The following is a 25,040-nucleotide window of genomic DNA, read 5'->3' on the forward strand; positions in this document are numbered from 1 at the left end:
GTGAAAAATGTGGGGGTGAAATGTATCCTGAGTATTATAAAGGGGTACATGGCATAGAGTACAAATTATCGGATATTCTCTAACCATGAAAAGGACCGGGCTATGCCCGGTTTTTCTTATTAAAATAAAATCGAACGTGTTCACCTCCTGTTTTCTTCAGATTCAACTCATATTTCAACTTATTGACGTCATATAATGTAATGAAAGGCAATTTTGACAAAAGCGGTTAATGATAAGGAGTAATGATATGAACGAATCTTTCACCTTTTATAATGTCTCAGAAAAGCGAATGTCATTTGCAACAGTAATCGAGCGTATAAAAGGCTTTTTGCTAAAAGATCCACGTTCAGAATATGTCCTATCGATTTGTTCTGATTCCCATGTTCATCATCAGGAGACAAAGTTTATAACAGCGATCCATATCCATCGTGTTGGTAAGGGAGCTTGGGGTTGCTTAAAGTTACATAGTGAAAAGAGGCCAATAGTAAGCTTACGAGAGAAAATTTCAATGGAAACGGCTCTTAGCCAAGAAATAGCAGCTTATTTCATATCTGATCATTTAAATGAATTAACAGATTTGTTAATTCCCTTTGTTCATGAAGGGGCTAATTTATTGTTTGAAATCCATCTTGATATCGGAAGAAAGGGTATGACGAAGGAGTTAATACAAGAGATGACTGGCAGAATAGAGGCGATGGGAATCGAAGCAAAGATAAAACCTGAATCATATACGGCTTTTAGTTATGCGAATCGATTTACAAAATAAAGGTTATGAAAAATTTTTCTAATTTATGGAGGAAACATGGAAACGACGTTAAAAAAATTAACCTTAGACGATAAACAATTATTAGCGGAAGCGTTAATTAGCCAACAATATGCACTTGAAATCATAATCAGTGAGTTGAATGATATAGAATCAGGGATAAAAAGGATGGAGCAATCGAAGTATTTACAGCTACTTACTCTTTATGAAAAATTAAGGATTCGATAATAGAATACTGAACGGTGAAAAAGTTCATGACGTATTTAAAGATCAAATTATATTACAAAGATACCAATTAGGTATCATTTTTTTTCGATTTCAAGTAAAGGAGTATTTGTAAGTGTTTTCACACAAAAGAATGAATACAATATGTTATGATAGAAAAGGGTGTTTTTATTCAATGATGATTGATTCGTTTCACTTTCACACACTTTCTCGGTTAACGAATTAGAAAATGGTGAAGAGCTAATGAAATGAAGAGAGGAAGAAACAGCAATGATGAATATTAAAACAGAAGAGTTAATGAATGCGACAATACAAGATTTAATGATACCAGGAGATAAAGTAGCCCATGTTCAAGTTGGCAACAACCTACAACATGCGTTACTTGTATTAACGAAAACAGGCTATACGGCAATTCCGGTATTAGATCCAACTTTTAAATTACATGGTTTAATAGGAATGAATTTAATTATGGATAGCATATTTGGATTAGAGAGAATCGAGTTTGAAAAGCTAGAGAAAATGAAAGTAGAAGAAGTAATGAATACGAATATTCCAAGATTATTTTTGGATGATACATTGGAAGTTGGCTTAGACCTTGTAGTGAATCATCCATTTGTATGTGTTCAAAACGAAGATCATGTGTTTGAAGGTATTTTTACAAGACGGGCAATTTTAAAGCGTCTAAAGAAACGGGTGCACCAACCTGATATTGGATAAAGAACGATGAAAGTCGTTCTTTTCCCCATTTTCAATTACATATTTTAAACTGAAAAGGAATTGATTTTTCTTGGGACAAGTATTATTTCAGTCTAAACAAAAAACAACTAAAAGACCTTTTGTTCTCGTAACAGTGATGTTAGCCATGTTCATGGCTGCGATTGAAGCGACAATTGTAGCTACAGCAATGCCGGCAATTGTTGCTGAATTAGGCGATTTCTCGTTATATAGCTGGGTTTTTTCTTCATATTTATTAATGAATGCAGTAACGGTATTAATCTATGGAAAATTATCTGATTTATTCGGCAGAAAACCAATATTAACTATAGGAATTATACTCTTTTTAATTGGGTCCATTTTATGTGGATTAGCAACGTCGATGGAATGGTTAATTTTTGCTAGATTTGTACAAGGTTTTGGTGCTGGTGCAGTAATGCCTATCGCAACTACGATAGTTGGTGACATATACACAAAGGAGGAAAGAGCAAGTATTCAAGGGTATTTGTCTAGTGTATGGGGGATTTCTGCGATAATGGGCCCTGCCATTGGTGGACTTTTAGTCGAGTTTGTCAGCTGGCGTTTTGTTTTCTGGATTAATGTTCCACTAGGTATATTGGCAATTATAGGTTTATATCTTTTTTTACATGAAAATATTGAGAAGAAAAAGCCACAGATTGATTACATTGGAGCAATCCTTCTTACTATTGCTGTTACAGCCTTTATGTTTGTTTTAGTCGAAGGGGGAGTTCGCTGGGCATGGCTCTCATTTCCAATTCTCTTCCTCATTGGAATCTCAATTATATCGATAATAGCTTTTGTTATCTATGAAAGAAAAATTGATGAACCGATGATGCCGTTTGAACTTTGGAGTGAACGCTCAATCCTAATTGCCAATCTCACCTCTTTAACAACAGGTGTCATATTAATTGGACTCTCTTCATTTTTACCAACCTTTGTCCAAGGTGTTATGGAACAAAAAGCAATTATTGCTGGTTTAACTTTAACAACAATGTCAATTGGTTGGCCGATTGCCTCGATGATTTCTGGCAAAGCAATTTTAACAATTGGATTTAGGACAACATCACTAATAGGTGGCTTATCGTTAGTTGTTGGTACTACTATATTTATCTTTTTATCTAGCGAAAATAGCCCTATTATGGCTGCTGCAGGCTCTTTTTTAATTGGAATCGGAATGGGACTAACATTAACAGCATTTATCGTGTCAATCCAAAGTACTGTTTCCTGGAATAAAAGAGGGGTTGCAACTGCAACAAATATGTTTATGAGAAATGTTGGCAGTACAATAGGTGCAGCATTGCTTGGAGGAATTTTAAATAGCAAAATCATGCAGTACTTTTCTGACCATGGAGTTAAAGATAATCTTAACCTAGATTCAACAACTACATTACTTGACCAATCAAAAAGAAGCGATTTGTCAGAGGAAGCAAGAAATCTTTTGCAGAATGGTCTAGAATTTGCTTTGAATCATGTCTTTATATTTATTTTTGGTTTTGCGATTATTAGCTTTTTGCTTATTTTATTTTTACCTAAATCAAAAAGGGCTGATACTTAGCATCAGCCTTTTTATTTGAATAATCAAAAGATGAACTATCTGAATTATGTGAAGAAGGTGTTTTTATGCAAACGTCAGAACTACAAATCTTAGTTGTACTTGCTGAGGAAATGAATATGAGAAAAGCATCAGAACGATTGTTTGTTACTCAGCCGGCATTATCACAACGATTACAATCAATTGAGAAATCTTGGGGGTTTCAAATCTTTATTCGCTCTCCAAAAGGTTTATTGTTAACACCTGCGGGAGAAAAAGTGATTTCTTTTGCAAAAGAGGTCGTAGAAAAGGAAGAAAAGGTTAGGGAGCAAATTTCTGAACTGGAAAATGAGGTGCATGGCACATTGAAGCTAGCTGTTGCCTCAATAATAGGGCAACACTGGTTACCTGAAAGATTAAAAAAATATGTTCAAACCTATCCACATGCGAAGATTTCACTTATTACAGGGTGGAGTAGTGAAATACTAAAAAGCATGTATGATGATCATGTTCACCTAGGAATAATTCGAGGGAATCATGATTGGAAAGGGATAAAAGAACATCTTCTAACAGATACTTTATACTTAGTTGATACAGAAATAAGCCGGGTCGAAGATGTCCTACATACTGAGAGACCCTTTATTCAATTTAAAAGTGATTCAAGTTATTATCAGGAAATACAGGATTGGTGGCATCGCCAATTTCAAACAACTCCTAAACGCACGATAGTTGTTGACCAAATTGAAACATGTAAGCAAATGGCATTTAATGGTATAGGTTTTGCGATATTACCGTCAGTCACTTTAAAGGAAGATGAGCAAAATATTTATAAAATACCACTATTAGATGAATATGGACAGCCAATAGAACGTGATACATGGTTATTAGGATTTGAATCTTCTTTTGAACTAAAACAAGTAAAAGCATTTATTGATATTATTCGTAATGAAAAGTAATTTGGATAGGGCACTAATTGTTATATGTTTAAGGTGGTTTATAGTATAATTTTGTTTCAGTGAAAAAATTAAGCAAACATAGCTTGTCAACCGAATCATCCTTTGATACAGTAAAGGATGATTGACATATCGAACAGGAGGTAAATACATATGAAAATGATGGATGCAAATGAGATTATCTCATTTATACAAAACAGTAAAAAGTCTACACCTGTAAAGGTCTATGTAAAGGGTGAATTAGAAGGAATTAATTTCGGTGAATCTGCACAAACGTTCCTAACAGGAAATACCGGAGTTGTATTCGGTGAGTGGTCTGATATTCAAGAAGCAATTGAAAATAATAAAGAGAAAATTGAAGATTATGTAGTTGAAAATGACCGACGTAATTCAGCTATTCCTTTATTAGACCTTAAAGGGATTAAAGCACGTATTGAGCCAGGTGCGATTATTCGTGACCAAGTTGAAATTGGTGATAATGCTGTCATCATGATGGGAGCTTCTATCAATATCGGTAGTGTAATCGGTGAAGGCACAATGATCGATATGAACGCAGTTCTTGGTGGACGTGCGACTGTTGGGAAAAACTGTCACATTGGTGCTGGGTCAGTATTAGCTGGTGTTATTGAGCCACCTTCAGCAAAACCTGTTGTTATTGAGGATGATGTTGTCATCGGCGCTAACGTTGTTGTCTTAGAAGGTGTGACTGTAGGAAAAGGTGCGGTTGTTGGTGCAGGAGCTATTGTAACAAAGGATGTTGAACCATACACAGTTGTAACAGGTGCTCCAGCTAGAAAAATTAAAGACATTGATGCAAAAACAAAGTCAAAAACTGAGATAATGCAGGAATTACGACAATTATAAGAGGTAGGCGTGGATGATTAAATCCGCGCCTTCAGTATATGGTGGTGAAAAGATGCAAAAGGAACAATTAATCCAAATCCGTAGGGACTTACACCAAATTCCCGAAATTGGCTTCCAAGAAGTGAAAACACAGCAATATTTATTAAACATCCTTAATCAGTTTCCTAATGAACGATTAGAAATCAAAACGTGGCGGACGGGTATTTTTGCCCTTGTCAAAGGAACAAATCCGAAGAAAACGATTGGATATCGTGCTGATATTGATGGATTGCCAATAACTGAGGAAACGGGATATGATTTTCAGTCAACACATCCTGGCTATATGCATGCTTGTGGTCATGACTTTCATATGACAATTGCACTTGGAATTCTTTCGCATTTTATTGAAAATCCGATTGAAGATCATGTGCTATTTTTATTCCAACCCGCTGAAGAAGGCCCTGGTGGAGCGGAACCAATGTTAAACAGTGAAATTGCAATGCAATGGAAACCAGATATCATCACTGCATTACATATTGCTCCAGAGCTTCCGGTTGGAACAATTGCAACAAAGCCTGGCTTGTTATTTGCTAATACTTCTGAGCTATTTATTGATTTAAAAGGGAAGGGGGGACATGCTGCATATCCGCACAATACAAATGATATGGTTGTTGCAGCGTGTTCCCTTGTGACACAGCTTCAATCAATTGTGGCTCGCAATGTTGACCCACTTGATAGTGCTGTGATTACAATCGGAAAAATTACTGGAGGTACCGTTCAAAATATCATAGCCGAAAATGCTAGATTAGAAGGTACGATACGTACACTTTCAGTAGGCTCCATGGAGAAAGTAAAAGAAAGAATTGAAGCTATAGTAAAAGGACTTGAAATCGGCTATTCCTGTCAAGCAGTAATTGATTATGGTGCAATGTATCATCAAGTCTATAACGAGGAAGCATTAACAGCTGAATTTATGGAATATACTGCTGAACAAACAGATTTTGATGTACAGTTATGTACTGAAGCGATGACAGGTGAGGATTTTGGTTATATGGTTAGTCAAATTCCAGGCTTTATGTTTTGGCTTGGGGTTGGTTCGCCTTACGGGTTACACCATGCAAAATTAACGCCAAATGAAAAGGCTATAGAAGTTGCGGTAGAAGTTATGGCAAAATATATTACCTTCAAATCAGAACAAAAGTAGTGAATCATTCCTTTCGCTCAAAAAACATTATCCCTTTTAAAAAGCAATACTTTGAAGTAAGCGATTGTTTAGTACAGTCAAAGTATATTTTATCTACCTCTGTACACAATACATGTAGGAGGTGGATAAACGATGCCAAAAATTGGTGTGGAACAATCATTGTCAGATGTGACAGCAGCACTGCAACAAAAGGGTTATGATGTTGTCCAATTAAAAAATGAAAATGATGCACAAGGCTGTGATTGCTGTGTAATAACTGGGCAAGATCGTAACATAATGGGTATAAGCGACACAGTGACTGCGGGATCTGTAATTGAGGCAAGTGGATTATCTGCAGATGAAATTTGTCAAAGAGTTGAAAGTAAATTTAATCAATAACAGAGAAAAGAGGTTGGAGTTTTTCCAACCTCTTTTATTTGAAAATTATTAGGTTAAAGCTCATTTTCATCAAGAGTATTTTTTAAAAGCTTTCGTAAATTTCTCTCGACAGCCCACTGCTGCATATTTTCTGTTTTCGCAATGACTCTAATAACAACATCGGAAGAGCCAAGTGCTTGTACACCTATAACATTTGGTCCTTCGACAATTGAAGTATCCTCATTTCGGTATTTATCACAAGCATCTTGTAAAACAGCTATTGCCCGGTCTAGATCTTTATCATGAGGAATACTTATATCGACAAGAGCCCGCATATTACCTCGGGAATGGTTACTCACTTTTTTAATTTCACGATTGGGAATAAAATGAAGTGTTCCATCAAATCCTCTAACCTGTGTTGTGCGAAGTCCGACTTGCTCAACGATCCCTTCAAAATCAGCAATTGTTACATAATCCTCAACATCGATTTGTTTTTCAAGTAAAAGAAAAAAGCCTGTAACAACATCGCTAACTAACCCTTGAGCACCGAATCCTATTGCTAGTCCAACAACACCAGCTCCTGCAAGTAATGCTGTCGCATCATAATCGAATACTTGAAATACCATAACGATAAACATGAATAGTAATACATATGACAAAACATTTAAAGATAAGCTTTGCAATGTTAAAGAACGTCCAGCTGAAATATTATTCCGTTCTTGAAAACGTTGAAATAACTTTTTAACGACTCTATTACCGATAGATCTGACAATGAAAAAGGCGATGGTAATACCAATTAATTTTAAAATAATGAGGCCTGCATTTGTTAATAATAATGCCCAGTTTATATTTGTTATAAAATCCATAAATAACTTCCTTTCAAAAAGTGTTACAAACCATCTTAACGGTTTTGTTTAGTTACCTTACCTTTCAATAGTTAAACATAAAATAGGGGGAATATACAATGTTTGTTAAGTAAAAAGAATAATATAGGAAAATAGCATTATCTTTTAGTCTTTTATTAGTAGTCGTATTAATTTATTTTATTGCGCAATACTTGCTTTCTCGGGGGAAAGATTCTATCGGTTAAACACCTGTTGTTCCCCTATCCCGCGCATCCTACAGCAATTCTCGCACTAACCGTTACAAAGTTAAGCGTGCCAAACAACAATAGTATAAAAAGTGCCTTTTTAAAAGATAGTTCAAAGAGCCTTTTTAATTTTCTATTTTGCCTTGTATTGACTGACTAAGATGTCTTTCCTATAATGGCACTGTAAAAGAATTGAGCGTTTATATAGAATGATAAATTTTCCAGTCAACTTATTCAGATTTTTCTGTAAGCGCCATTATCTTCAGTTTACGATTGACACAATGTGGAGGGAAATTAAGATGAAATTACGCGAGTCAATGCCAGAGCTTTCGGGTGCTACAGAGTGGTTAAATGGTGAAGTTACTAAAGAACAATTGATTGGAGAGAAGCCAACACTTATGCATTTTTGGTCAATTAGCTGTCATGTTTGCAAGGAAGCGATGCCACAAGTGAATCAACTTCGTGATCATTACAGAGGTAAATTAAATACTGTTGCAGTACATATGCCGATTTCAGAAGATGATTTAAATATTGTAGATATTGAGAAAATTGCAGCAGAACATAGTGTTTTTCATCCTATCTTTGTTGATAGTAAGAAAAAATTAACGAATGCATTTGAAAATAAATATGTACCTGCCTATTATCTGTTTGATAAAGAGGGAAAGCTTCGTCATTTCCAAGCTGGAGCAAGTGGAATGAGAATGCTAGAGAAGCGGGTTAGCCGTATTGTATCTGTGTATTAACAGTTAAAAATTATATAATAATGTAAAGCTTAAAAAGTTAGTTACTTCTTTGGTAACTGACTTTTTTCAGTGTATAGATGCATAAATGAGCATGATAAGATGATAGAATGAAAAAGAAGTGATCTTTTTACATAGTCAATGTTTTTCTACCCGTGTCATTTATCACAACATTTCGATCTAAAAGGCAGTAAAATTACTAAGGAGCTGATCGCGGCTTGGAAAATATGATTGGCGTTTTATTAGCAGGTGGTCGTTCACAACGATTTGGACAGCCTAAAGCATTTGCACAATTTGAAGGGAAATGTTTTTGGGAACATTCGATTGATGCAATGAAAGAAGTAACGAATAAACAGATCATTATTAGCCATCCTGATATCGTGCATTTTTTCGAAGAAACATCACGTAATGAGATTTTAATGGACGATATTCATGTTAGAGGAAAGGGTCCACTAGCTGGGATATATACAGCGATGAAGTATGAAAAGACTGAATGGTATATGATTTTATCGTGTGATATACCGTTAATAAATAAAAAAATTATTCGCTGTTTGGTAGATGCTAGAGAACAAGGAACTTTAGCGATTATTCCTAAAATTAATAATAGAATTCATCCGTTAGTTGGTGTTTATCACTATAGTACTTTTGAATATATTGATGAGGCTCTTCAAAAAGAGCGATATAGAATGATGAGTCTACTTGAAAAGATAAATGTAAAATATTTGTCGGACAATTTTATTCTTGCTAATCAGGATGCTTTTTGTAATATAAACTCACAGGAAGATTACATTGCTTTACAAAATAGTGATACTATAAAAGAATTATAATAAAAAAGTTCTTGTGACGGAGTGATTTAATGATAGAGAAAAGAAAGCCTTTGGCGGTGAAAGAGGCAATTAATCAAATTCTAAAGTTTTCAATAAAAGGCACTAGTGAAGATGTTTCTTTACAAGATAGTGATGGAAGATATTTGGCAGAGGATTTAATTGCTGATCACCATGTGCCGCCATTTGATCGGTCACCATATGACGGATTTGCTATACGGTCAGTTGATACAACGGAAGCAAGTTCTGAAAACCCGGTAGAATTTGAAGTTATTGATGAAATAGGTGCAGGAGCAGTCAGTAATTTTACGTTAAGGAAAAATCAAGCGATCCGGATTATGACTGGTGCGCAAATACCTAGTGGCTGTGATGCGATTGTTATGCTTGAATTAACAAAAGTTTATAAAAAGAATGAAAAGATGTTTATGTCGATAAAACGGCGTTTTAGCAGTGGAGATAATATTTCCTTTAAAGGTGAGGACACTAAAAAAGGGACAATCCTTGTAAAAAAAGGAACTTATATTACACCTGGAATCATTGCTCTGCTTGCAACGTTCGGGTATTCAAAAGTAGCGGTAGGAAAAAAACCGAAAATTGGAATCATTGCAACAGGGAGTGAACTGTTAGAGATTGATGAACCGTTAGTGCCTGGGAAAATTCGAAACAGCAATTCCTATATGATCGAGTCACAGGTAAAAAGATGTGGTGCAGAGCCTGTTTTTTTCGGTAAGCTAGTGGATGATCTTAATACATGCTATGAAGCTGTGAAACAAGCATTAGAAGAGGTTGATTTTTTAATCACAACCGGTGGGGTTTCAGTAGGAGATTATGATTATTTACCTGAGATTTATCAACTTCTTGGGGCGAATGTTTTATTTAATAAGGTAGCGATGAGACCAGGAAGTGTTACAACCGTTGCTGAATATAATGGGAAATTATTATTCGGATTGTCAGGTAATCCATCAGCTTGTTATGTTGGCTTTGAATTATTTGTTCGGCCAATCGTGAGAACTTTCCTCCATTCTAATTATCCACACCTTCAAAAAACAAAAGCTGTTTTAGGAAAGGATTTTTTAAAGCCTAACCCATTTACTCGGTTTGTAAGAGGGCGGATGAGCTTTTCAGATGGAACATTAATAGCAACGCCTGTAGGCTTGGATAAATCGAATGTTGTAACTTCACTTGCAGATGCGAATATATTTATTGTTTTACCTGGAGGGACAAGAGGGTATCAAGCTGGAGATTTAGTAGAGATCTTAATGATAGAAGATCAAATTGGAAGTGATATACCGTGGGCAGAGTCCTTCAAGTAATTGGATATCAAAATAGCGGGAAAACGACATTTGTTGTTGATTATATAAAAGAGGCAGTGAAAAATGAACTAAAGGTTGGAACGATTAAACATCATGGTCACGTAAGTGCAATTCATCATCATGATAATAAGAAGGATACAGGTAAGCATCGTGAGGCAGGCGCACTAGTTTCAGTGATTGAAGGGAACGGTTCATTAATTCTTAATTCAGAATCCATCAGCTTTTCATTGCAGCAGCTTGTAAAGCTCTATTCTCATTTTTCGCTTGATGTCATTGTTGTTGAAGGGTATAAAGCTGCAGGTTATCCGAAGGTAGTTTTAATAAGATCTACAGAGGATGCCTTTCTACTGGAAAATATAACGAATGTATTGTGTATAGTATCAGAGGTTCAACTTCCAGAAGAAATAGTAAATACATATAAATTATTTGAAAATAACCAAGAATGTATAAAATGGTTAATTACAAATGAAGCAGGTGAGTCGATTGAGTAAGTCGTTATTTGAAATTGTAAAAGAACCAATCGCATTAGAGGAAGTGACAAATAAAGTTATTCGCAGAGAAGCCGGTGCTATAACAACCTTTATTGGAACGGTGAGGGAATTCACATATGGAAAAAGAACATTATTTTTAGAATACCAAGCTTATGAAAAAATGGCTGTAAAAATGCTAGAGAGAATAGGAAATGAAATCAAAGAAAAATGGAAGGATGCGGAGGTAGCCATTACTCATCGGATTGGCAAATTAGAGATATCAGATATTGCTGTTGTCATAGCTGTATCAACACCACATAGAAAAGATGCTTATGAAGCGAATGAGTATGCGATAGAACGGATTAAACAAATTGTTCCGATTTGGAAAAAGGAAAAATGGGAAGATGGAGAGGAATGGATCGGAGATCAGTTAGAGAAAATATCCTATCCAGAGGGAAAGCCATCAGAGGAGGCAATAAATGATTAAACTATTATTGTTTGCACATTTACAAGAAAGAATAGGAATAGATAGTTTTGAATTGAACATTACTAACGTTACAGTAGGACAATTAAAAGCCATGATTTCGGAAAAATATGATGTCGGTTCCCTTGAACATGTTATGGTTGCAATAAATGAAGAATATGCATTAAATGATGACATCATCCGTGAAGGTGATGTGGTCGCCTTTATCCCTCCAGTTAGTGGTGGGTGAATGATATGCTAACTAGATATCGCTATCTATTACTACCTTTTTTATTGTTTATGCTTGTAGGTTGCACATCAACTGAATCCGTTGAAAAGAAAAGTGAAATCACAATATCTGCAGCTGCTAGTTTAAAAAATGTGTTAGAAGAAATTAAAGTGAATTACGAAAAAGAGTATCAAATAACTATTAATCTTAATTTTGCAGCAAGTGGTATGTTAAGTAAGCAAATTGAACAAGGTGCACCAGTTGATTTATTTTTTTCGGCAGATGAACAGCATTTTGCTAATTTGGTAGAAAAAGGGATGTTAAAGAAAGAAGATACTGCACCATTGTTGAGGAATGAGCTTGTCTTAATAGCTCCTAAGGAGTCAACGATGTCAGCATTCAATGATATTCACCATATTAACAAGCTTGCAATTGGAATTCCGGATACTGTCCCAGCAGGTCAGTATGCAAAGGAGGCCTTAGAGAACCTCAACTTATGGCAGGATATAGAGGGGAAAATCATAACAGCAAAAGATGTTCGACAAGTTTTATCCTATGTAGAAACAGGTAATGTTGATGCGGGAATAGTCTATAAAACAGATGCTTATACGACTGATAAAGTAAAGGTAATTGCGACAATAGACTCGTCATTACACTCCCCGATCATTTATCCAGTAGGCATTGTTGCCAAAACAAAGCATTTTAAGGAAAGTGAAAAATTTTTTGATTACTTAAAGGGGGAAAATTCTTTAAAGCTTTTTGAAAAATACGGGTTTAAAGTTGTAGATTGAGGGGTAAAGATGAGTACAGAATTTTTGGATCCAATCATTTTATCGATAAGAATTGCCATTATTGCGAGCGCAATTGTCATGGTAATTGGAACTCTTATCGGGAAAATAATGGCGAATTTAAAATGGAAGGGGAAGATATTTTTAGAAATCCTTTTTATTTTACCATTAGTTCTTCCACCTTCTGTTGTTGGTTTTTTCCTAATTATTATTTTTGGCGTGAATAGTCCTATTGGTCAAGTCATTCAATCTATATTTGGATCACCAATCATTTTTACTTGGTGGGCAGGTGTCATAGCAGCTGTTGTTGTTGCCTTTCCGTTAATGTATCAAGTAACAAAGGCTGGCTTTGAAATGATTGACAATAGTATAGAGGATGCAGCAAGAGTCGATGGTGCAAATGAATGGGCAGTTTTTTACCGTATTTCGTTGCCTTTATCATTTCAATCGATTGTAACAGGCTTTATTTTAAGCTTTACAAGAGCATTAGGGGAATTTGGAGCAACACTTATGTTCGCGGGAAATATTCCGGGGAAAACCCAAACGGTATCAACAGCTATATATGTTGCAATTGATAGTGGTAATATGGAATTAGCATGGGACTGGGTAATCTCAATTATTTTGATTTCTACTAGTCTATTATTTATAGCTCAATTCATAAAAATAAAATAAGCCACATAAGAGATGAATTAACGGTAGGACAAGGGGAAGTAAATGCTTACATTGACAATTAGAGGATAATAGGTTACAGTAATATAGTGCTTATTATAAGAAATTCATTAAAAATAGTGCGTTGTGGATGCTTTTTCTTACTGTCGGTTAGTAATAACTGTTAAACAGATACGTTAAATCAATTCACACTGGCACGGTCTAGGAGCCGTAAGGACGAAAGAGAGGTAGGGCTTTCGTTGTTTTGAGCTTTTTGCGATTTCAATTATATAAATAAGAGTGATGAAATAGATTATTCGTTAGTAATTTATTTTTAGAACAAATATGGAGCTATATAATTCACATATTATAGAGATTATCTACTCCTTAATTTGATACTCTCTATAATATGTGAATTTTTATTTACCGGAGTAAATATAGAGTAACATATTAAAAAATCTTTGGAGGTTTCTCTCATGAAAACAACTGGTACTGTAAAATGGTTTAATTCAGAAAAAGGTTTCGGATTTATCGAAGTTGCAGAAGGAAACGATGTATTCGTTCACTTCAGTGCTATTACTGGTGAAGGTTTTAAAACATTAGAAGAAGGACAAAAAGTAGAATTCAACATTGTTGAAGGTAACCGTGGTCCTCAAGCTGAAGACGTTGTAAAATTATAATAATAAGCATATTTGTGGCTGACAAAATTTATTTTGTCAGCCTTTTTAATGTGTTGAAATTAAAAACAAGTTTGCTAATAGCCTAAGCTTGCTTACTTTCTGTGCGTTGACATAAAAAGTGGCTTTGAATAGAAGTTTCTTGTAAACTTTTCAAAGCTATACAGCTTTTTATTGCAGTCAAAAGTAGAGAAATCAATCCACATCTACATATTCGTTAATTAGTTGCTGGCAATATGCATCGATAACCTTTTCTTCATCATCCTCTAATGCGAAGTCTAATACTTGTTCGGTTTTCTTTTCAATAAAATCATATTGGACAATTTTAGATTGAGCTTCTTCAACCGCATAGATGAGTTTTAGCATAACTCCATTTTCGCTATATAGTTCATCATCTTCCTCTATATTTAACGTAAGGAAAATTTCAAACCGCTCCCCTGATAAGATACCAAAAGGATCTTCTAACTTTTCAATTGTTGCATCAATAATTTCCATACTTGTTCCCTCATTTCTTATGTACATTTCATATTATCCTTTTAACAGTATGCCTTTTTCAAGAGCTATTAAAAAAATTGAATGATTTTATTTGTATTCAAGCGTACATTACCCTGTAAATACTTTGGACAAATTATTATATAAGTTCATTCAATCACTATTATAGTCGTTTAAAGGAGGGGAAGCCAAATTTTTGAGTATGTTATAAAATTATTGCTAATAAAGCAGGACGAAATTACTACAGTATTCCGATTTGGACAGTTAAATAGTTAATGAGCATTGTCTAAAAAAATGTTAGTATCTTACAAAAGTGAAATGGATTTACGATTTGATACGGAAAAATATGGTGATTAGAACGAGAAAATATTACAATTTACTCAATGTATGTTAGAAAATCTAACGTACTATTTTCAGAATTTTAGTTAAACTGGTTGACACTTTAGAATTATCGTATAGAATAGTAAATAAGAACAAGATGTTATATTTCCTTACATCTTATGATAGTAATTATTACAGAGGAGGAAGTAAAATGGATGCTACTTTTTTAATGAATAGCCTTTGGGTTATGTTAGGTGCAATCTTAGTTATTTTTATGCAAGGTGGATTTATTTTACTAGAGGCTGGTTCAACAAGAATGAAAAATGCAGGACATATTGCTGGTAAAACAGTTTTTACATTTGGTCTTGCGTCATTAGTGTTTTGGGCAGTTGGCTACGGCTTTATATTTGGTAGCAATGGTAATTTTTTTGTCGGCTTATCTGATTTCTTTTACTCAGGTGGCCAGACGGAAGGAATGGCATTATCGACTTCCGTATTCTTCTTATTCCAATTAGCGTTTGCGGGAATTTCGATTACAATTGCCTTAGGTGGTTTTGCTGAACGTGCGAAATTATCAATCTATTTAGTATTCACAGTATTATTTTCAGCGCTCGTTTATCCAGTAGTTGCTCATTGGATTTGGGGTGGTGGCTGGTTAGCGGAACATGGTAAGCAAGACTTTGCAGGGTCGACTGTTGTACATTTAACAGGTGCAATGGCTGCATTTGCTGCTACTATACTATTAAAACCTCGTATTGGAAAATTCAATAAAGATGGTTCGGCAAATAATATCCAAGGGCATAACCAGGTTTTCACAGCTTTAGGAGTAATTGTGTTATGGATCGGTTGGTTCGGATTTAACGCGGGTAGTACAGTGTCAGTAGATGATGGTTTCTTTGGATTTGTTGCTCTTAATACGAATTTAGCGGCAGGTGCAGGAGCAGTTGCAGCACTTATTATATCTTGGATGGTCCTTGGAAAATCAGATATTCCTACAATGCTTAATGGTGCTTTGGCAGGATTAGTTGCAATTACAGCTTCTTGTGCATTTGTTGATACATGGGCAGCTGTAGTTATCGGTTTCATCGCAGGTATACTTGTATTCTATAGTGCTAGATTTTTTGAAAAGAGAAAAATTGATGACCCAATCTTTGCATTATCAGTACATGGTGTTGCAGGGGTATGGGGGACATTATCTACAGGATTCTTCGCTACTCCTGAATTAGCTACAGTTGGGTTACCAGGGTTATTCTACGGTGGCGGATTCACACAATTAGGTGTTCAATTCATGGGGGTTGCTGCTTCAGCGGCTTATGCATTTGTCGTATCATTTGTTATCTTAGCTGTTTGTAAAAAACTAATGAATGGGTTAAGAGTAACTGAGGAAGAAGAAATTATGGGGTTAGACATTAGTGAGCATGGAAGCTACGGTTACCCTGAGTTAATAGACAATAAGAAAGAAAATCTAGGCTCATAAAAAATGGTAAAATCCCTTGATTTTATGAAGCACAGTATAATAAAAACAACTATGAAAAGTGGAGTATGCACTAAGGCTGCTCCACCTTTCCTTATTTTAAGTGAGGGAGTGTCTCTCATGTTGAATGAAATTGATTCATATCATTCATTAAAAAAGTGGAAGGATATCCATATTTTAGCTGAAATTCATGATACAACTGCATTAAATCAATTCCATGATGAAGTGATGAAGGCAGCATGGAAAATTGCGATAACACAATTTGAAAAATCATTTGGTTCACCCCCTTGTTCGTTTTCTTGGTTTATAACAGGCAGTGGGGGACGCAAGGAGCAGGGCTTATATAGTGATCAAGATCATGGAATTGTATTTTACGATGATACAAAAGAGGCAAAAAATTACTTTCAAAAACTCGGAGCTGAAATTTCAAAAGGTCTCGAGCAACTTGGTTATCCGTTTTGTGATGGAAAGATAATGAGCTCAAATCCAATGTGGTGTAAATCAGTGGAAGGGTGGAAGGAGCAGTTAGCCCAATGGATGTTGGATAAAAGCTGGGAATCTATCCGGTATTTACAAATCTTTTACGATTCCCGGACGCTCATTGGAAATCAAATGTTACCAATAGAGCTAAAAAAAATGATCTTTCATTATCATGAACATGACAACCAACTGCTACAACGTTTTTTAGATAATATTCAATTTTTTAAACATGCAGTTGGGCCGCTTGGACAATTGTTCGTACAATCCAGCGGGAAATATGAAGGGTGTATCGATTTAAAAAGAACTGCATTTTTACCATATGTCAATGCAATAAGATTATTAGCGATCAAGGAAGGAATCGTCGAAACGAGTACAATATCACGAATCGATGAGTTAAGTAAGAAGGAGGAATATCGTTTATTACTTGCTGAAGTTAAAGAAAATTTCAAAAAGCTACTTTCATATAGGTTATCGATGTTTTCTTCTGCGGAATCATATGAGGACGTTCATTATTTATCAGTGAAAAATTTAACAAAATATGAAAAAAGAGAAATTAAGACCATATTAAAGGGTGGAAAAAAGGTTCATCAATTAGCCCAAGCAATAATAGAAAAAGGTGTTTATCATGACTTTTGATCCATTTTTTTTTATGAAGGGTTTTCCTGGTAGAGCTGGGGCACAGAGCAATCAGCATGTTGCTTATTTAAGGCAGTTACAGCGTGAAATGAGAGTTGAGGAGACCCTTCATATCCCACTTACCGAATTAAATGTAATTGTATTTGATATTGAGACAACTGGTTTTTACCCCGATCAGGGAGACCAGATTATTTCAATTGGTGCAGTAAAAGTAAAAGGGGATGAAGTAAAAGAGGGGGAAACCTTTTATTCTCTTATAAAATCTGAAAAAAAATTATCTGATGATATTAAACAGTTAACAGGTTTAAAAGATGAACAATTACAAGAGGCACCTTCATTGTCTGAGGTTTTATTTCAGTTTTTTCAATTTGCAAAGGACTATACTTTAGTTGCTCATCATGCGAATCATGAGAAAGTGTTTCTCCAGCATGCTTCATGGAAACTTTATCGAGCTCCATTTAAGCATCGATTAGTTGATATGTCGTTTCTGTACAAAATTGCCGAGCCTGATGTAAAGCTAATTACACTTGAGGAATGCTGTGAACATAATGGTATTTTACCATTTGGTCGCCATCATGCATTATATGATGCGAAACTTACTGCAATGCTATGGAGCATTTATGTAAATAAGCTTACACAAATGGGATGCACAACGTTAAAGGATCTCTATGAACAATTAACTATAAAATAAATTTAAAAGAGGTAACGATTTGGAGATTGTCCATCTTAAACGTTACCTCTTTTTTTGCAATCATCATCTAAAATTCCTGATATTTCCCGATCTATTTACATAAAAACTACATAATTTTACAAAAACCTTTACATTGGCTTTGTATAATTTATATGTAGGATATTAGATGAAGACGGAAGGTGGAAACAAGGTGAGGAGAAAAGATAATCATGCAAAAAAACGCAAGCTTCTATATGGAACAATCGCTACAAGTTTAATTGTTAGTATGTTCACATTCACACCAAAGACAAGCACTGTTTTTGCTGAAGAGCAACCTGTCACTATGGATATTAGACTATTAGAGACAACAGATATTCACGCACATATTATGGATTATGACTATTATGGTGATAAACCAAGTACAAGTTTTGGTTTAGTACGTACTTCTGCTTTACTAAAGCAACGTCAGGCTGAGAAACAAAATACAATTCTTGTTGATAACGGTGATTTAATTCAAGGGAATCCATTAGGTGAATACGTGTTTAGGCAAGGGTTAGAGGAAGGTGAGGTTCATCCAATTATTAAAGCGATGAATCTGCTTAATTATGATGCAGCTACTCTTGGAAATCATGAGTTTAATTATGGATTAGAGTTTTTAGATGAGACAATGGATGATGCCAATTATCCAATTGTTAACGCCAATGTTTTTCATGCTAGCAACCAAGATGATTATTATTTTAACCCATATGAAATTGTTGAAAAGGAATTCGTGGATTCCAACGGTAATGTGCATAAGGTAAATGTTGGATTTACTGGGTTTGTACCACCACAAATCAATGTGTGGGATAAGAAGCATTTGGAAGGCAAAGTTGTCACGAAGGATATTGTTGAATCTGCTAAAAAAGTTATTCCTGAAATGAAGGAAAAAGGAGCAGATTTAATTGTTGTTATTGCACACACTGGAGTTGACACTAGTGAAGGTGTTACAGGATCTGAAAATGCAGTCTTTGATTTAACTAAAAAAGTCCCTGATATAGATGCAATCGTTTCTGGACATCAGCACAATCTGTTTCCTGGAGATGCAAGATTTAATGGCGTTGATGCAATTGATAACGTTAAAGGAACTGTTAATGGAGTCCCTGTAGTTATGCCTAAAAACTGGGGTAGTCACTTAGGAATCATTGATTTAAAGTTACAACTAACTAACAGTGCAAATGGTGAAGAAGATTGGGAAGTTATTGATTCAATTTCAACAGCTGAGTCAATTTCAACTGTAACCGAACCTAATAAAGAAATGGTTGAAGCAGTGAAAGCGGATCATGAAGCTACTTTAGACTATGTGAGACAAAGTGTTGGCTCAACAACTGCACCTATTAATAGTTTTTTCGCACTAGTTCAGGATGATCCTTCAATACAAATCGTGACAGACGCACAAAAATGGTATGCTGAGGAAAAATTAATAGGAACTGAATATGAGGGAATGCCATTGCTTTCTGTAGGTGCTCCTTTTAAAGCAGGAGGAAGAAACGGTGCTGAATATTATACAAATATTCCTGCTGGTGATTTAGCAATTAAAAATGTAGGTGATTTGTACTTATATGACAATACGGTGCAAATAGTAAAAGTTACAGGAGCAGATGTGAAGGAATGGTTAGAGATGTCTGCTGGACAATTTAATCAAATTGACCCTAACGTTAATGAGGAACAAAGTTTAATTAATAATGATTTTCCAACATTCAATTATGATGTAATAGACGGGGTTACGTACCAAATTGATGTGACAAAGCCTGCAAAATATGATACTAGCGGTAACATGATTAATCCTGAATCAGCTCGTATTAAAAATTTAATGTATGATGGGAAACCGATTGATTTAGAACAGGAGTTTTTAGTTGTTACAAATAATTATCGTGCTTCAGGTGGTGGGAATTTTCCAGGCAACCTAAGCTCAAAAATTATTGCTCAGTATCCGGATGAGAATCGTCAAGCTGTTATGAACTATATTATTGAAAAAGGACAAGTTAATCCATCAGCAGATAATAACTGGTCAATAGCACCTATTTTAAATGAGGTTTATGTAACTTTTGAATCATCTCCATCGGCAAAAGCATTTGCAGATGAATCAGATAATATAAAGTTCATAGAAACATTAGAATCAGGATTTAGCAAATATTCACTTGATTTAAGTACTGCTGGTGATGGCTCAAATGAAAATCCAGATGGTGAAAAGCCAGGAGATGGCTCAAATGAAAAGCCAGGAGACGGCTCAAATGAAAATCCAGATGGTGAAAAGCCAGGAGATGGAACAAATGAAAATCCAAATGGCGAAAAGCCAGGAGATGGCTCAAATGAAAATCCAAATGGTGTAAAACCTAGTGATGGTAATGATCAAAAATCAAATGTAGAATATCCAATAAATAATAGTGATAACGGAAATACAAAAGGTAATAGTCCTAATACAAACAATGGAAATGGATTTGGAAATCTATTGCCATCGACTGCAACAAATACTTATAATTACGTTGCAATTGGGATCATTTTATTAGCTAGTGGCGCTATCACACTTTTCTTGATAAGAAGAAAACAAAAACAATTTCAATCATAAAGGAATCTAACGAATAAAAGACTTTTTAAAGGCCTTGTCCCGATCATTTTAGGGACAGGCCTTTTTTATGTAATGTAGATTCTTGTAACGGAATGATAAGTGCTATTATATATATTTACCGAGTGGAATTTAACCGTATACATAATTGAATTTTTCGAATATATAAATATGCATTTTCAAAAGAGAAAGAAAGTAGTAATATATTACTACTTTAAGATGATTCGAAATTAGTAGAATAGTTAGAAAATAACTATAATTTTGAGTTGAAAGTATAAAAGACTTAGATTCATGTATTGAAGATTCATTTGGATTTCAATATAAGCTTTCACTGATTAAGAAATAAAAATAATAGGTATTTTATCTCGAAAAGATAAATCGATTTATAGAAGGGAAGTTAAAATAAGTATGAAAAGATTAAAGATAAAGATGACAATTCGAGCAAAATTAATTATCGCATTTGCTTGCATATTGTTAGTTCCGAGTTTGCTTATAGGAGGAATTTCCTATCAAATTGCAAAAGCGAAAGTTCAAGAAAGTATGGATCAGACTGCATTTGAAAGTGTCCAGCTTATTAACACGTCCTTAGAATCACAGCTACAGCCTTTAAAAGAGGATGTAGATTATTTTGCGCGAACTGCCAAGAAAGCAAATACCACCTTAACAGAAGAAGCTATTAAAGATATTAAACAAAGATTTAATCAATATATAAGCACAAAACCAACAGTTCAGGCGATTTATATTGGTACAGACACTGGTGAAACAATTCTCTCACCAACAGCACAATTACCTAAAGATTTTGACCCTAGAGAACGAGAATGGTATAAGCTTGCGATGGAGAATAAAGGGGAAGTTGTCCTAACTAAACCATATATTGATGCAAGTACAAACGAAACGTCAGTCACGTTTGCTAAAACTTTGGATGATTTCTCTGGGGTAATCGCGATTGATGTAGATATTGCTTCTCTTAGTAATTTAGCTAATAAAGCAAAAGTAGGGAAGAAAGGGTATATTACAGTTATTGATAACACAAAAACATATTTAATCCACCCTGAGGAGCAAGGGAAAAAAGTGAAAGGTGATTGGGTCAATAATCTTTTTCAACGTGAAGAGGGTAACTTTACATATATATTCGATGGTGAAAGTAAAATGATGGAATATACTACAAATGAATTAACAGGGTGGAAAATTGCTGGAACAATGTATGCCAATGAAATTCAAAATGAAATGAAGGAAATCTTTATAAAAACATGGATCGTAATTATTTCATCATTAATTATCGGGGCAATTATCATTTTCTTTATTATCCAATCAATTCTTAAGCCGATTCGAACACTTGTTACATCAACAAATAGAATTAGCCAAGGGGATTTAACGGTAGAGATTAATACTAGCTCGAATGATGAATTAGGCCAGCTATCTAAGAGCTTTAAGCAAATGGTCGATCATTTAAGAGCGGTTGTATTAAATTTACGTTCAGCTTCAGAACGAGTCAGTGCTTCTTCGGAAGAATTAATTGCAAATAGTCATTTAACTGTAGAAGGGACGAAGCAGGTGACAGAAGCGATACAACAGGTTGCGAATGGAGCAGACGATCAAACTAATAAAATTGCTACTAATGCAAAATCGTTAGATGAAGTAATGAATGGAATGATTCACATTGCAAATAGTTCAACTCAAGTAGCTGATATTGCTCATGATACTGTTAATGAAGCGAAAAGTGGACAAAGTTATATCCAACATAATCTTGAACAAATGATTTCGATTAATCAATCTGTAACTGAATCAAATAAAGTGATTCAATCATTATCTACACGTTCAGATGAAATAGGTAGAATTATTGAAGCAATAACGGATATCGCCGAGCAAACGAATTTGCTAGCATTAAACGCAGCAATTGAAGCCGCTAGAGCAGGAGAGAATGGAAGAGGCTTTGCTGTTGTAGCAGATGAAGTGAGAAAATTAGCTGAGCAATCAAGAGAGTCTGCAAATCAAATCGATACGTTAATAAGAACAATGCAACAAGATACAGAAAAATCAGTGGTAACAATGGAAGAGGTTTCAAAAAATGCAGCAGAAGGTTTGCAAATATCTACAGAAACTGCAGAAAAATTTGAACAGATCATGAATCGTATGGCTCAAATGACACCTAAAGTGGAGGAAGTATCAGCAACGGTTCAACAGATAACTGCTGCTATTCAAGAGGTTAGCTCATCAGCTAATGAATTAAATATAATCGCAAATGAAAGCTTAGCAACTTCAGAGGAGGTTGCTGCTACGACTGAACAACAGTTAGCTTCAATGGAAGAAATCACTGATGCTGCTAAGTCCTTAACCGTGATGGCAGAAGAATTACAATCATTAATTGAAAAATTCAATGTTTAAGACTTGTCATAATGGGTAGAGATGGGGGAATATTAACATATAGAGTATTTTTTAATAAGGGTGGTAATGAAAAGATGAAGTTAACAATTGACTGGACAGGGGATATGGGATTTTCAAGTACTACACCAACAGGACACCAAATTAAGATGGACGCAAGTGTTGAGGTTGGTGGACAAAATAGTGGTCCAAGACCTACAGAGCTATTATTAAATGCAGTTGCAGGTTGTACAGGTATAGATATTATTTCAATATTGCATAAAATGCGGTTAAAGCCTCTTTCTTTTCATATTGATGTAGAAGGGGCACGTGCAGAGGAACATCCAAAAAAATTTACAAACGTAAATATTCATTATTCTTTTGAAGGGGACTTGCCAGAAGAAAAAGTTGTACGAGCGATAAAGCTTTCAAAAGATAAATATTGTTCGGTCTCACATTCATTAAGTGCTACGATAACAGCAAGCTACTCAATTAATAGTGAAGAAAAAAAGGTTCTTGATGAATAATAATACACAGAAAAAGCTTGAGAATTCTCAAGCTTTTTCTGTTATATGAACTTTATAGATTGCAATTTAGTCATCGCTCGTTTTCTTAGGAAGCTCTGTCTTTACTTCAACCCGTGCATTCCCCATCATTAAAACCAAGATTGCAGCTATCGCAATTGGAATTAGGGCTAGCATAAAAGTGTTCGTAATCGACTCTGACATTGCATTTACAATTTTGTCGAGAATTTCATCAGGTATATTTTCACGTGCACCAGATTGAAAGAGCTGCTGGGGATCATTGAGTTGAGCCATCGCTTGAGCATTATTATCCCCAATGTTGTCAAACTCATATTTTAATTTTTCAGTAAAACCATTATTTTGGATGACGCCATAAATCGTTACACCTAAGGTCATTCCTAAGGAACGGAGAAATGAATTCGTTGAGTTTGCAGTTCCACGGTATCTCTGCTCCAAATTATGAATTGAGGCTGTTGGCAATAGCGAGAATGAGAAGCCCATTCCAAACCCAACGATAATCATATAGACTGTTAACAGTGTACGACTCGTTTCAGGTGTTAAAGTACCGAGTAAATACATACCTAAAAAATAAGATATGACAGAAATAATCATTAAATTTCTGAAACTCGTTTTTGTTTGGAAAATCCCCCCAATTGCACTACCTAAAACAGAACCTAACATCATTGGAGTTAAAATAAATCCTGCATTTGTTGCTGAACCTCCATAAACTGCTTGAACAAAAATCGGGATAAATACAGTCAATATAATAAATGTACCACCGTATAGGAAGGCAAGAATTTGTGATGTTGCGAATAAACGTTTTTTAAATAACCAAAATGGAATGATCGGATCAGCTGCAAACCGTTCGAGAATGAAAAACACAATAATAAAGATTCCAAATATACTAAATAAGCTAATGATTTGCGGTGAATTCCATGCGAATTGTTCTCCGCCTAATTCAAGTGCAAACATAAGGCTGATGATGGCAATTACAAGTGTTGCAGCACCCCCCCAATCAATTTTTTGTTTTATATGTTGAGGTGATTCTTTGTAATACCGAACGATAAAAAATAACGAAATTATTCCAAGTGGGACATTTACATAAAATATCCAGTGCCAGCTTATGTATTCTGTAATATATGCCCCAAGCAAGGGTCCTAACACGCTTGAAGCTCCAAAGACAGCTCCCAATAATCCGGTCATTTTTCCTCGTTTTTCAGGAGGGAAAATATCAAAAATGATTGTAAAGGCAATGGGCATTAGTGCTCCTCCACCAATCCCTTGAATAGCACGAAAAATACTTAATTGAACAATGCTTTGCGCAAGGCCACAAAGTGCTGAGCCAATTAAGAAAATGATTAATCCGAAAAGGAAAAATCTTTTTCGACCATACATATCTGAAAGTTTACCGAAAATCGGCATACCTGCCATTGTTGCTACCATATAGGCGGATGTAACCCAAACGAATTTGTCAAAACCTCCAAGATCTGAAACGATCGTACCCATTGCAGTAGCAACGATTGTATTATCCATTGCTGACATTAATATTGCTAATAATAGACCAGCAACAATAAATTTTTGGTGTTTATTTTGCTCCATCTGTGCTTTCTCCTTTCGGTAAGAGAAA

General features: G+C 35.0%; 26 protein-coding genes. 23 read left to right on the forward strand and 3 right to left on the reverse strand.

Annotated features, from left to right (window positions below; translation table 11 throughout):
* The first annotated feature begins 247 nt into the window (after nucleotides 1-247).
* From ACTJJ9_RS08710 to ACTJJ9_RS08745, 8 genes are all read left to right on the forward strand, one after another.
* Entirely contained in the window at nucleotides 248-766 is a 519-nt protein-coding gene (locus ACTJJ9_RS08710) for a ribonuclease H-like YkuK family protein (protein ID WP_440768591.1), read from the forward strand.
* 36 nt (nucleotides 767-802) lie between these two features.
* The gene (gene abbA, locus ACTJJ9_RS08715; RefSeq protein WP_440768592.1) at nucleotides 803-991 is read left to right on the forward strand and encodes an antirepressor AbbA; all 189 of its coding nucleotides are present in this window, start codon (nucleotides 803-805) and stop codon (nucleotides 989-991) included.
* Between the two features lie 267 nt (nucleotides 992-1,258).
* On the forward strand, nucleotides 1,259-1,705 hold the full coding sequence (gene cbpB, locus ACTJJ9_RS08720) for a cyclic-di-AMP-binding protein CbpB (RefSeq protein WP_095299105.1): 447 nt from the start codon (nucleotides 1,259-1,261) through the stop codon (nucleotides 1,703-1,705).
* Between the two features lie 136 nt (nucleotides 1,706-1,841).
* Complete coding sequence (locus tag ACTJJ9_RS08725) at nucleotides 1,842-3,278, forward strand: MDR family MFS transporter (RefSeq protein WP_440768634.1); 1,437 nt, start codon at nucleotides 1,842-1,844, stop codon at nucleotides 3,276-3,278.
* A 65-nt stretch (nucleotides 3,279-3,343) separates the two neighbouring features.
* Nucleotides 3,344-4,210, forward strand: a complete 867-nt coding sequence (locus ACTJJ9_RS08730; RefSeq protein ID WP_095299103.1) for a LysR family transcriptional regulator — start codon at nucleotides 3,344-3,346, stop codon at nucleotides 4,208-4,210.
* A 150-nt stretch (nucleotides 4,211-4,360) separates the two neighbouring features.
* Nucleotides 4,361-5,071 (forward strand): 2,3,4,5-tetrahydropyridine-2,6-dicarboxylate N-acetyltransferase, encoded by a 711-nt coding sequence (gene dapD, locus ACTJJ9_RS08735; RefSeq protein WP_095299101.1) that lies wholly within the window; start codon nucleotides 4,361-4,363, stop codon nucleotides 5,069-5,071.
* Between the two features lie 52 nt (nucleotides 5,072-5,123).
* Entirely contained in the window at nucleotides 5,124-6,254 is a 1,131-nt protein-coding gene (locus ACTJJ9_RS08740) for an N-acetyldiaminopimelate deacetylase (protein ID WP_440768635.1), read from the forward strand.
* A 132-nt stretch (nucleotides 6,255-6,386) separates the two neighbouring features.
* Nucleotides 6,387-6,632 (forward strand): YkuS family protein, encoded by a 246-nt coding sequence (locus ACTJJ9_RS08745; RefSeq protein ID WP_095299099.1) that lies wholly within the window; start codon nucleotides 6,387-6,389, stop codon nucleotides 6,630-6,632.
* 53 nt (nucleotides 6,633-6,685) lie between these two features.
* Here the strand turns inward: ACTJJ9_RS08745 and ACTJJ9_RS08750 are convergent, their stop codons facing one another.
* Nucleotides 6,686-7,477 (reverse strand): mechanosensitive ion channel family protein, encoded by a 792-nt coding sequence (locus ACTJJ9_RS08750; protein ID WP_095299097.1) that lies wholly within the window; start codon nucleotides 7,475-7,477, stop codon nucleotides 6,686-6,688.
* A 523-nt stretch (nucleotides 7,478-8,000) separates the two neighbouring features.
* Here ACTJJ9_RS08750 and ACTJJ9_RS08755 point away from each other — a divergent pair.
* From ACTJJ9_RS08755 to ACTJJ9_RS08795, 9 genes are all read left to right on the forward strand, one after another.
* Nucleotides 8,001-8,444, forward strand: a complete 444-nt coding sequence (locus ACTJJ9_RS08755) for a TlpA family protein disulfide reductase (RefSeq protein ID WP_440768593.1) — start codon at nucleotides 8,001-8,003, stop codon at nucleotides 8,442-8,444.
* A 224-nt stretch (nucleotides 8,445-8,668) separates the two neighbouring features.
* Nucleotides 8,669-9,268: a molybdenum cofactor guanylyltransferase gene (locus tag ACTJJ9_RS08760; protein ID WP_440768636.1), complete on the forward strand. Its 600-nt coding sequence runs from the start codon at nucleotides 8,669-8,671 to the stop codon at nucleotides 9,266-9,268.
* A gap of 29 nt (nucleotides 9,269-9,297) precedes the next feature.
* Nucleotides 9,298-10,578 (forward strand): molybdopterin molybdotransferase MoeA, encoded by a 1,281-nt coding sequence (locus ACTJJ9_RS08765; protein ID WP_440768594.1) that lies wholly within the window; start codon nucleotides 9,298-9,300, stop codon nucleotides 10,576-10,578.
* The gene (gene mobB, locus ACTJJ9_RS08770; RefSeq protein ID WP_440768595.1) at nucleotides 10,557-11,069 is read left to right on the forward strand and encodes a molybdopterin-guanine dinucleotide biosynthesis protein B; all 513 of its coding nucleotides are present in this window, start codon (nucleotides 10,557-10,559) and stop codon (nucleotides 11,067-11,069) included. Before ACTJJ9_RS08765 ends, mobB begins: the two co-directional genes overlap by 22 nt.
* On the forward strand, nucleotides 11,062-11,535 hold the full coding sequence (locus ACTJJ9_RS08775) for a molybdenum cofactor biosynthesis protein MoaE (protein WP_174880491.1): 474 nt from the start codon (nucleotides 11,062-11,064) through the stop codon (nucleotides 11,533-11,535). Before mobB ends, ACTJJ9_RS08775 begins: the two co-directional genes overlap by 8 nt.
* Nucleotides 11,528-11,761, forward strand: coding sequence for a molybdopterin converting factor subunit 1 (moaD, locus tag ACTJJ9_RS08780; protein WP_095299085.1), 234 nt, complete (start codon nucleotides 11,528-11,530; stop codon nucleotides 11,759-11,761). Before ACTJJ9_RS08775 ends, moaD begins: the two co-directional genes overlap by 8 nt.
* A 5-nt stretch (nucleotides 11,762-11,766) precedes the next feature.
* Nucleotides 11,767-12,531, forward strand: coding sequence for a molybdate ABC transporter substrate-binding protein (gene modA, locus ACTJJ9_RS08785; protein WP_174880493.1), 765 nt, complete (start codon nucleotides 11,767-11,769; stop codon nucleotides 12,529-12,531).
* A 9-nt stretch (nucleotides 12,532-12,540) separates the two neighbouring features.
* Nucleotides 12,541-13,200 carry a molybdate ABC transporter permease subunit gene (gene modB / locus ACTJJ9_RS08790; RefSeq protein WP_174880494.1) on the forward strand — a complete coding sequence of 220 codons (660 nt, stop codon included), beginning with the start codon at nucleotides 12,541-12,543 and terminating at the stop codon, nucleotides 13,198-13,200.
* Nucleotides 13,201-13,652: 452 nt separating this feature from the next.
* Nucleotides 13,653-13,856 carry a cold-shock protein gene (locus tag ACTJJ9_RS08795; RefSeq protein WP_066330721.1) on the forward strand — a complete coding sequence of 68 codons (204 nt, stop codon included), beginning with the start codon at nucleotides 13,653-13,655 and terminating at the stop codon, nucleotides 13,854-13,856.
* 192 nt (nucleotides 13,857-14,048) lie between these two features.
* Here ACTJJ9_RS08795 and ACTJJ9_RS08800 read toward each other — a convergent pair whose 3' ends face one another.
* Nucleotides 14,049-14,348 (reverse strand): DUF6509 family protein, encoded by a 300-nt coding sequence (locus ACTJJ9_RS08800; RefSeq protein WP_440768596.1) that lies wholly within the window; start codon nucleotides 14,346-14,348, stop codon nucleotides 14,049-14,051.
* A gap of 529 nt (nucleotides 14,349-14,877) precedes the next feature.
* Between ACTJJ9_RS08800 and ACTJJ9_RS08805 the strand changes: the two genes are divergently transcribed.
* The 6 genes from ACTJJ9_RS08805 to ACTJJ9_RS08830 all read left to right on the forward strand — a co-directional run bounded on the left by ACTJJ9_RS08805 (nucleotide 14,878) and on the right by ACTJJ9_RS08830 (nucleotide 23,416).
* Nucleotides 14,878-16,143 carry an ammonium transporter gene (locus ACTJJ9_RS08805; protein WP_095299078.1) on the forward strand — a complete coding sequence of 422 codons (1,266 nt, stop codon included), beginning with the start codon at nucleotides 14,878-14,880 and terminating at the stop codon, nucleotides 16,141-16,143.
* Between the two features lie 117 nt (nucleotides 16,144-16,260).
* A complete protein-coding gene (locus tag ACTJJ9_RS08810; protein ID WP_440768597.1) occupies nucleotides 16,261-17,256 on the forward strand; it encodes a DUF294 nucleotidyltransferase-like domain-containing protein in 996 nt (331 codons plus the stop codon).
* Entirely contained in the window at nucleotides 17,246-17,947 is a 702-nt protein-coding gene (locus ACTJJ9_RS08815; protein ID WP_440768598.1) for an exonuclease domain-containing protein, read from the forward strand. The genes ACTJJ9_RS08810 and ACTJJ9_RS08815 overlap by 11 nt, the downstream gene beginning before the upstream one ends.
* A gap of 190 nt (nucleotides 17,948-18,137) precedes the next feature.
* On the forward strand, nucleotides 18,138-20,531 hold the full coding sequence (locus ACTJJ9_RS08820) for a bifunctional 2',3'-cyclic-nucleotide 2'-phosphodiesterase/3'-nucleotidase (RefSeq protein WP_440768599.1): 2,394 nt from the start codon (nucleotides 18,138-18,140) through the stop codon (nucleotides 20,529-20,531).
* 405 nt (nucleotides 20,532-20,936) lie between these two features.
* Entirely contained in the window at nucleotides 20,937-22,913 is a 1,977-nt protein-coding gene (locus tag ACTJJ9_RS08825; RefSeq protein WP_440768600.1) for a methyl-accepting chemotaxis protein, read from the forward strand.
* Nucleotides 22,914-22,987: 74 nt separating this feature from the next.
* Nucleotides 22,988-23,416: an OsmC family protein gene (locus ACTJJ9_RS08830; RefSeq protein ID WP_440768601.1), complete on the forward strand. Its 429-nt coding sequence runs from the start codon at nucleotides 22,988-22,990 to the stop codon at nucleotides 23,414-23,416.
* 66 nt (nucleotides 23,417-23,482) lie between these two features.
* Here ACTJJ9_RS08830 and ACTJJ9_RS08835 read toward each other — a convergent pair whose 3' ends face one another.
* A complete protein-coding gene (locus ACTJJ9_RS08835; protein ID WP_145580854.1) occupies nucleotides 23,483-25,012 on the reverse strand; it encodes an MDR family MFS transporter in 1,530 nt (509 codons plus the stop codon).
* Nucleotides 25,013-25,040 lie beyond the last annotated feature (28 nt).

It is taken from the genome of Metabacillus sp. 22489 (genome assembly GCF_052044855.1).
In the GTDB taxonomy this organism is placed as follows: domain Bacteria; phylum Bacillota; class Bacilli; order Bacillales; family Bacillaceae; genus Metabacillus; species Metabacillus niabensis.

Excerpts from the sequence above, each read along its gene's own strand:
- ACTJJ9_RS08710 (WP_440768591.1), top strand. The coding sequence starts at position 248 with ATGAACGAATCTTTCACCTTTTATAATGTCTCAGAAAAGCGAATGTCA.
- abbA (WP_440768592.1), top strand. The coding sequence starts at position 803 with ATGGAAACGACGTTAAAAAAATTAACCTTAGACGATAAACAATTATTA.
- cbpB (WP_095299105.1), top strand. The coding sequence starts at position 1,259 with ATGATGAATATTAAAACAGAAGAGTTAATGAATGCGACAATACAAGAT.
- ACTJJ9_RS08725 (WP_440768634.1), top strand. The coding sequence starts at position 1,842 with ATGTTAGCCATGTTCATGGCTGCGATTGAAGCGACAATTGTAGCTACA.
- ACTJJ9_RS08730 (WP_095299103.1), top strand. The coding sequence starts at position 3,344 with ATGCAAACGTCAGAACTACAAATCTTAGTTGTACTTGCTGAGGAAATG.
- dapD (WP_095299101.1), top strand. The coding sequence starts at position 4,361 with ATGAAAATGATGGATGCAAATGAGATTATCTCATTTATACAAAACAGT.
- ACTJJ9_RS08740 (WP_440768635.1), top strand. The coding sequence starts at position 5,124 with ATGCAAAAGGAACAATTAATCCAAATCCGTAGGGACTTACACCAAATT.
- ACTJJ9_RS08745 (WP_095299099.1), top strand. The coding sequence starts at position 6,387 with ATGCCAAAAATTGGTGTGGAACAATCATTGTCAGATGTGACAGCAGCA.
- ACTJJ9_RS08750 (WP_095299097.1), bottom strand. The coding sequence starts at position 7,477 with ATGGATTTTATAACAAATATAAACTGGGCATTATTATTAACAAATGCA.
- ACTJJ9_RS08755 (WP_440768593.1), top strand. The coding sequence starts at position 8,001 with ATGAAATTACGCGAGTCAATGCCAGAGCTTTCGGGTGCTACAGAGTGG.
- ACTJJ9_RS08760 (WP_440768636.1), top strand. The coding sequence starts at position 8,669 with ATGATTGGCGTTTTATTAGCAGGTGGTCGTTCACAACGATTTGGACAG.
- ACTJJ9_RS08765 (WP_440768594.1), top strand. The coding sequence starts at position 9,298 with ATGATAGAGAAAAGAAAGCCTTTGGCGGTGAAAGAGGCAATTAATCAA.
- moaD (WP_095299085.1), top strand. The coding sequence starts at position 11,528 with ATGATTAAACTATTATTGTTTGCACATTTACAAGAAAGAATAGGAATA.
- modA (WP_174880493.1), top strand. The coding sequence starts at position 11,767 with ATGCTAACTAGATATCGCTATCTATTACTACCTTTTTTATTGTTTATG.
- modB (WP_174880494.1), top strand. The coding sequence starts at position 12,541 with ATGAGTACAGAATTTTTGGATCCAATCATTTTATCGATAAGAATTGCC.
- ACTJJ9_RS08795 (WP_066330721.1), top strand. The coding sequence starts at position 13,653 with ATGAAAACAACTGGTACTGTAAAATGGTTTAATTCAGAAAAAGGTTTC.
- ACTJJ9_RS08800 (WP_440768596.1), bottom strand. The coding sequence starts at position 14,348 with ATGGAAATTATTGATGCAACAATTGAAAAGTTAGAAGATCCTTTTGGT.
- ACTJJ9_RS08805 (WP_095299078.1), top strand. The coding sequence starts at position 14,878 with ATGGATGCTACTTTTTTAATGAATAGCCTTTGGGTTATGTTAGGTGCA.
- ACTJJ9_RS08810 (WP_440768597.1), top strand. The coding sequence starts at position 16,261 with ATGTTGAATGAAATTGATTCATATCATTCATTAAAAAAGTGGAAGGAT.
- ACTJJ9_RS08815 (WP_440768598.1), top strand. The coding sequence starts at position 17,246 with ATGACTTTTGATCCATTTTTTTTTATGAAGGGTTTTCCTGGTAGAGCT.
- ACTJJ9_RS08825 (WP_440768600.1), top strand. The coding sequence starts at position 20,937 with ATGAAAAGATTAAAGATAAAGATGACAATTCGAGCAAAATTAATTATC.
- ACTJJ9_RS08830 (WP_440768601.1), top strand. The coding sequence starts at position 22,988 with ATGAAGTTAACAATTGACTGGACAGGGGATATGGGATTTTCAAGTACT.
- ACTJJ9_RS08835 (WP_145580854.1), bottom strand. The coding sequence starts at position 25,012 with ATGGAGCAAAATAAACACCAAAAATTTATTGTTGCTGGTCTATTATTA.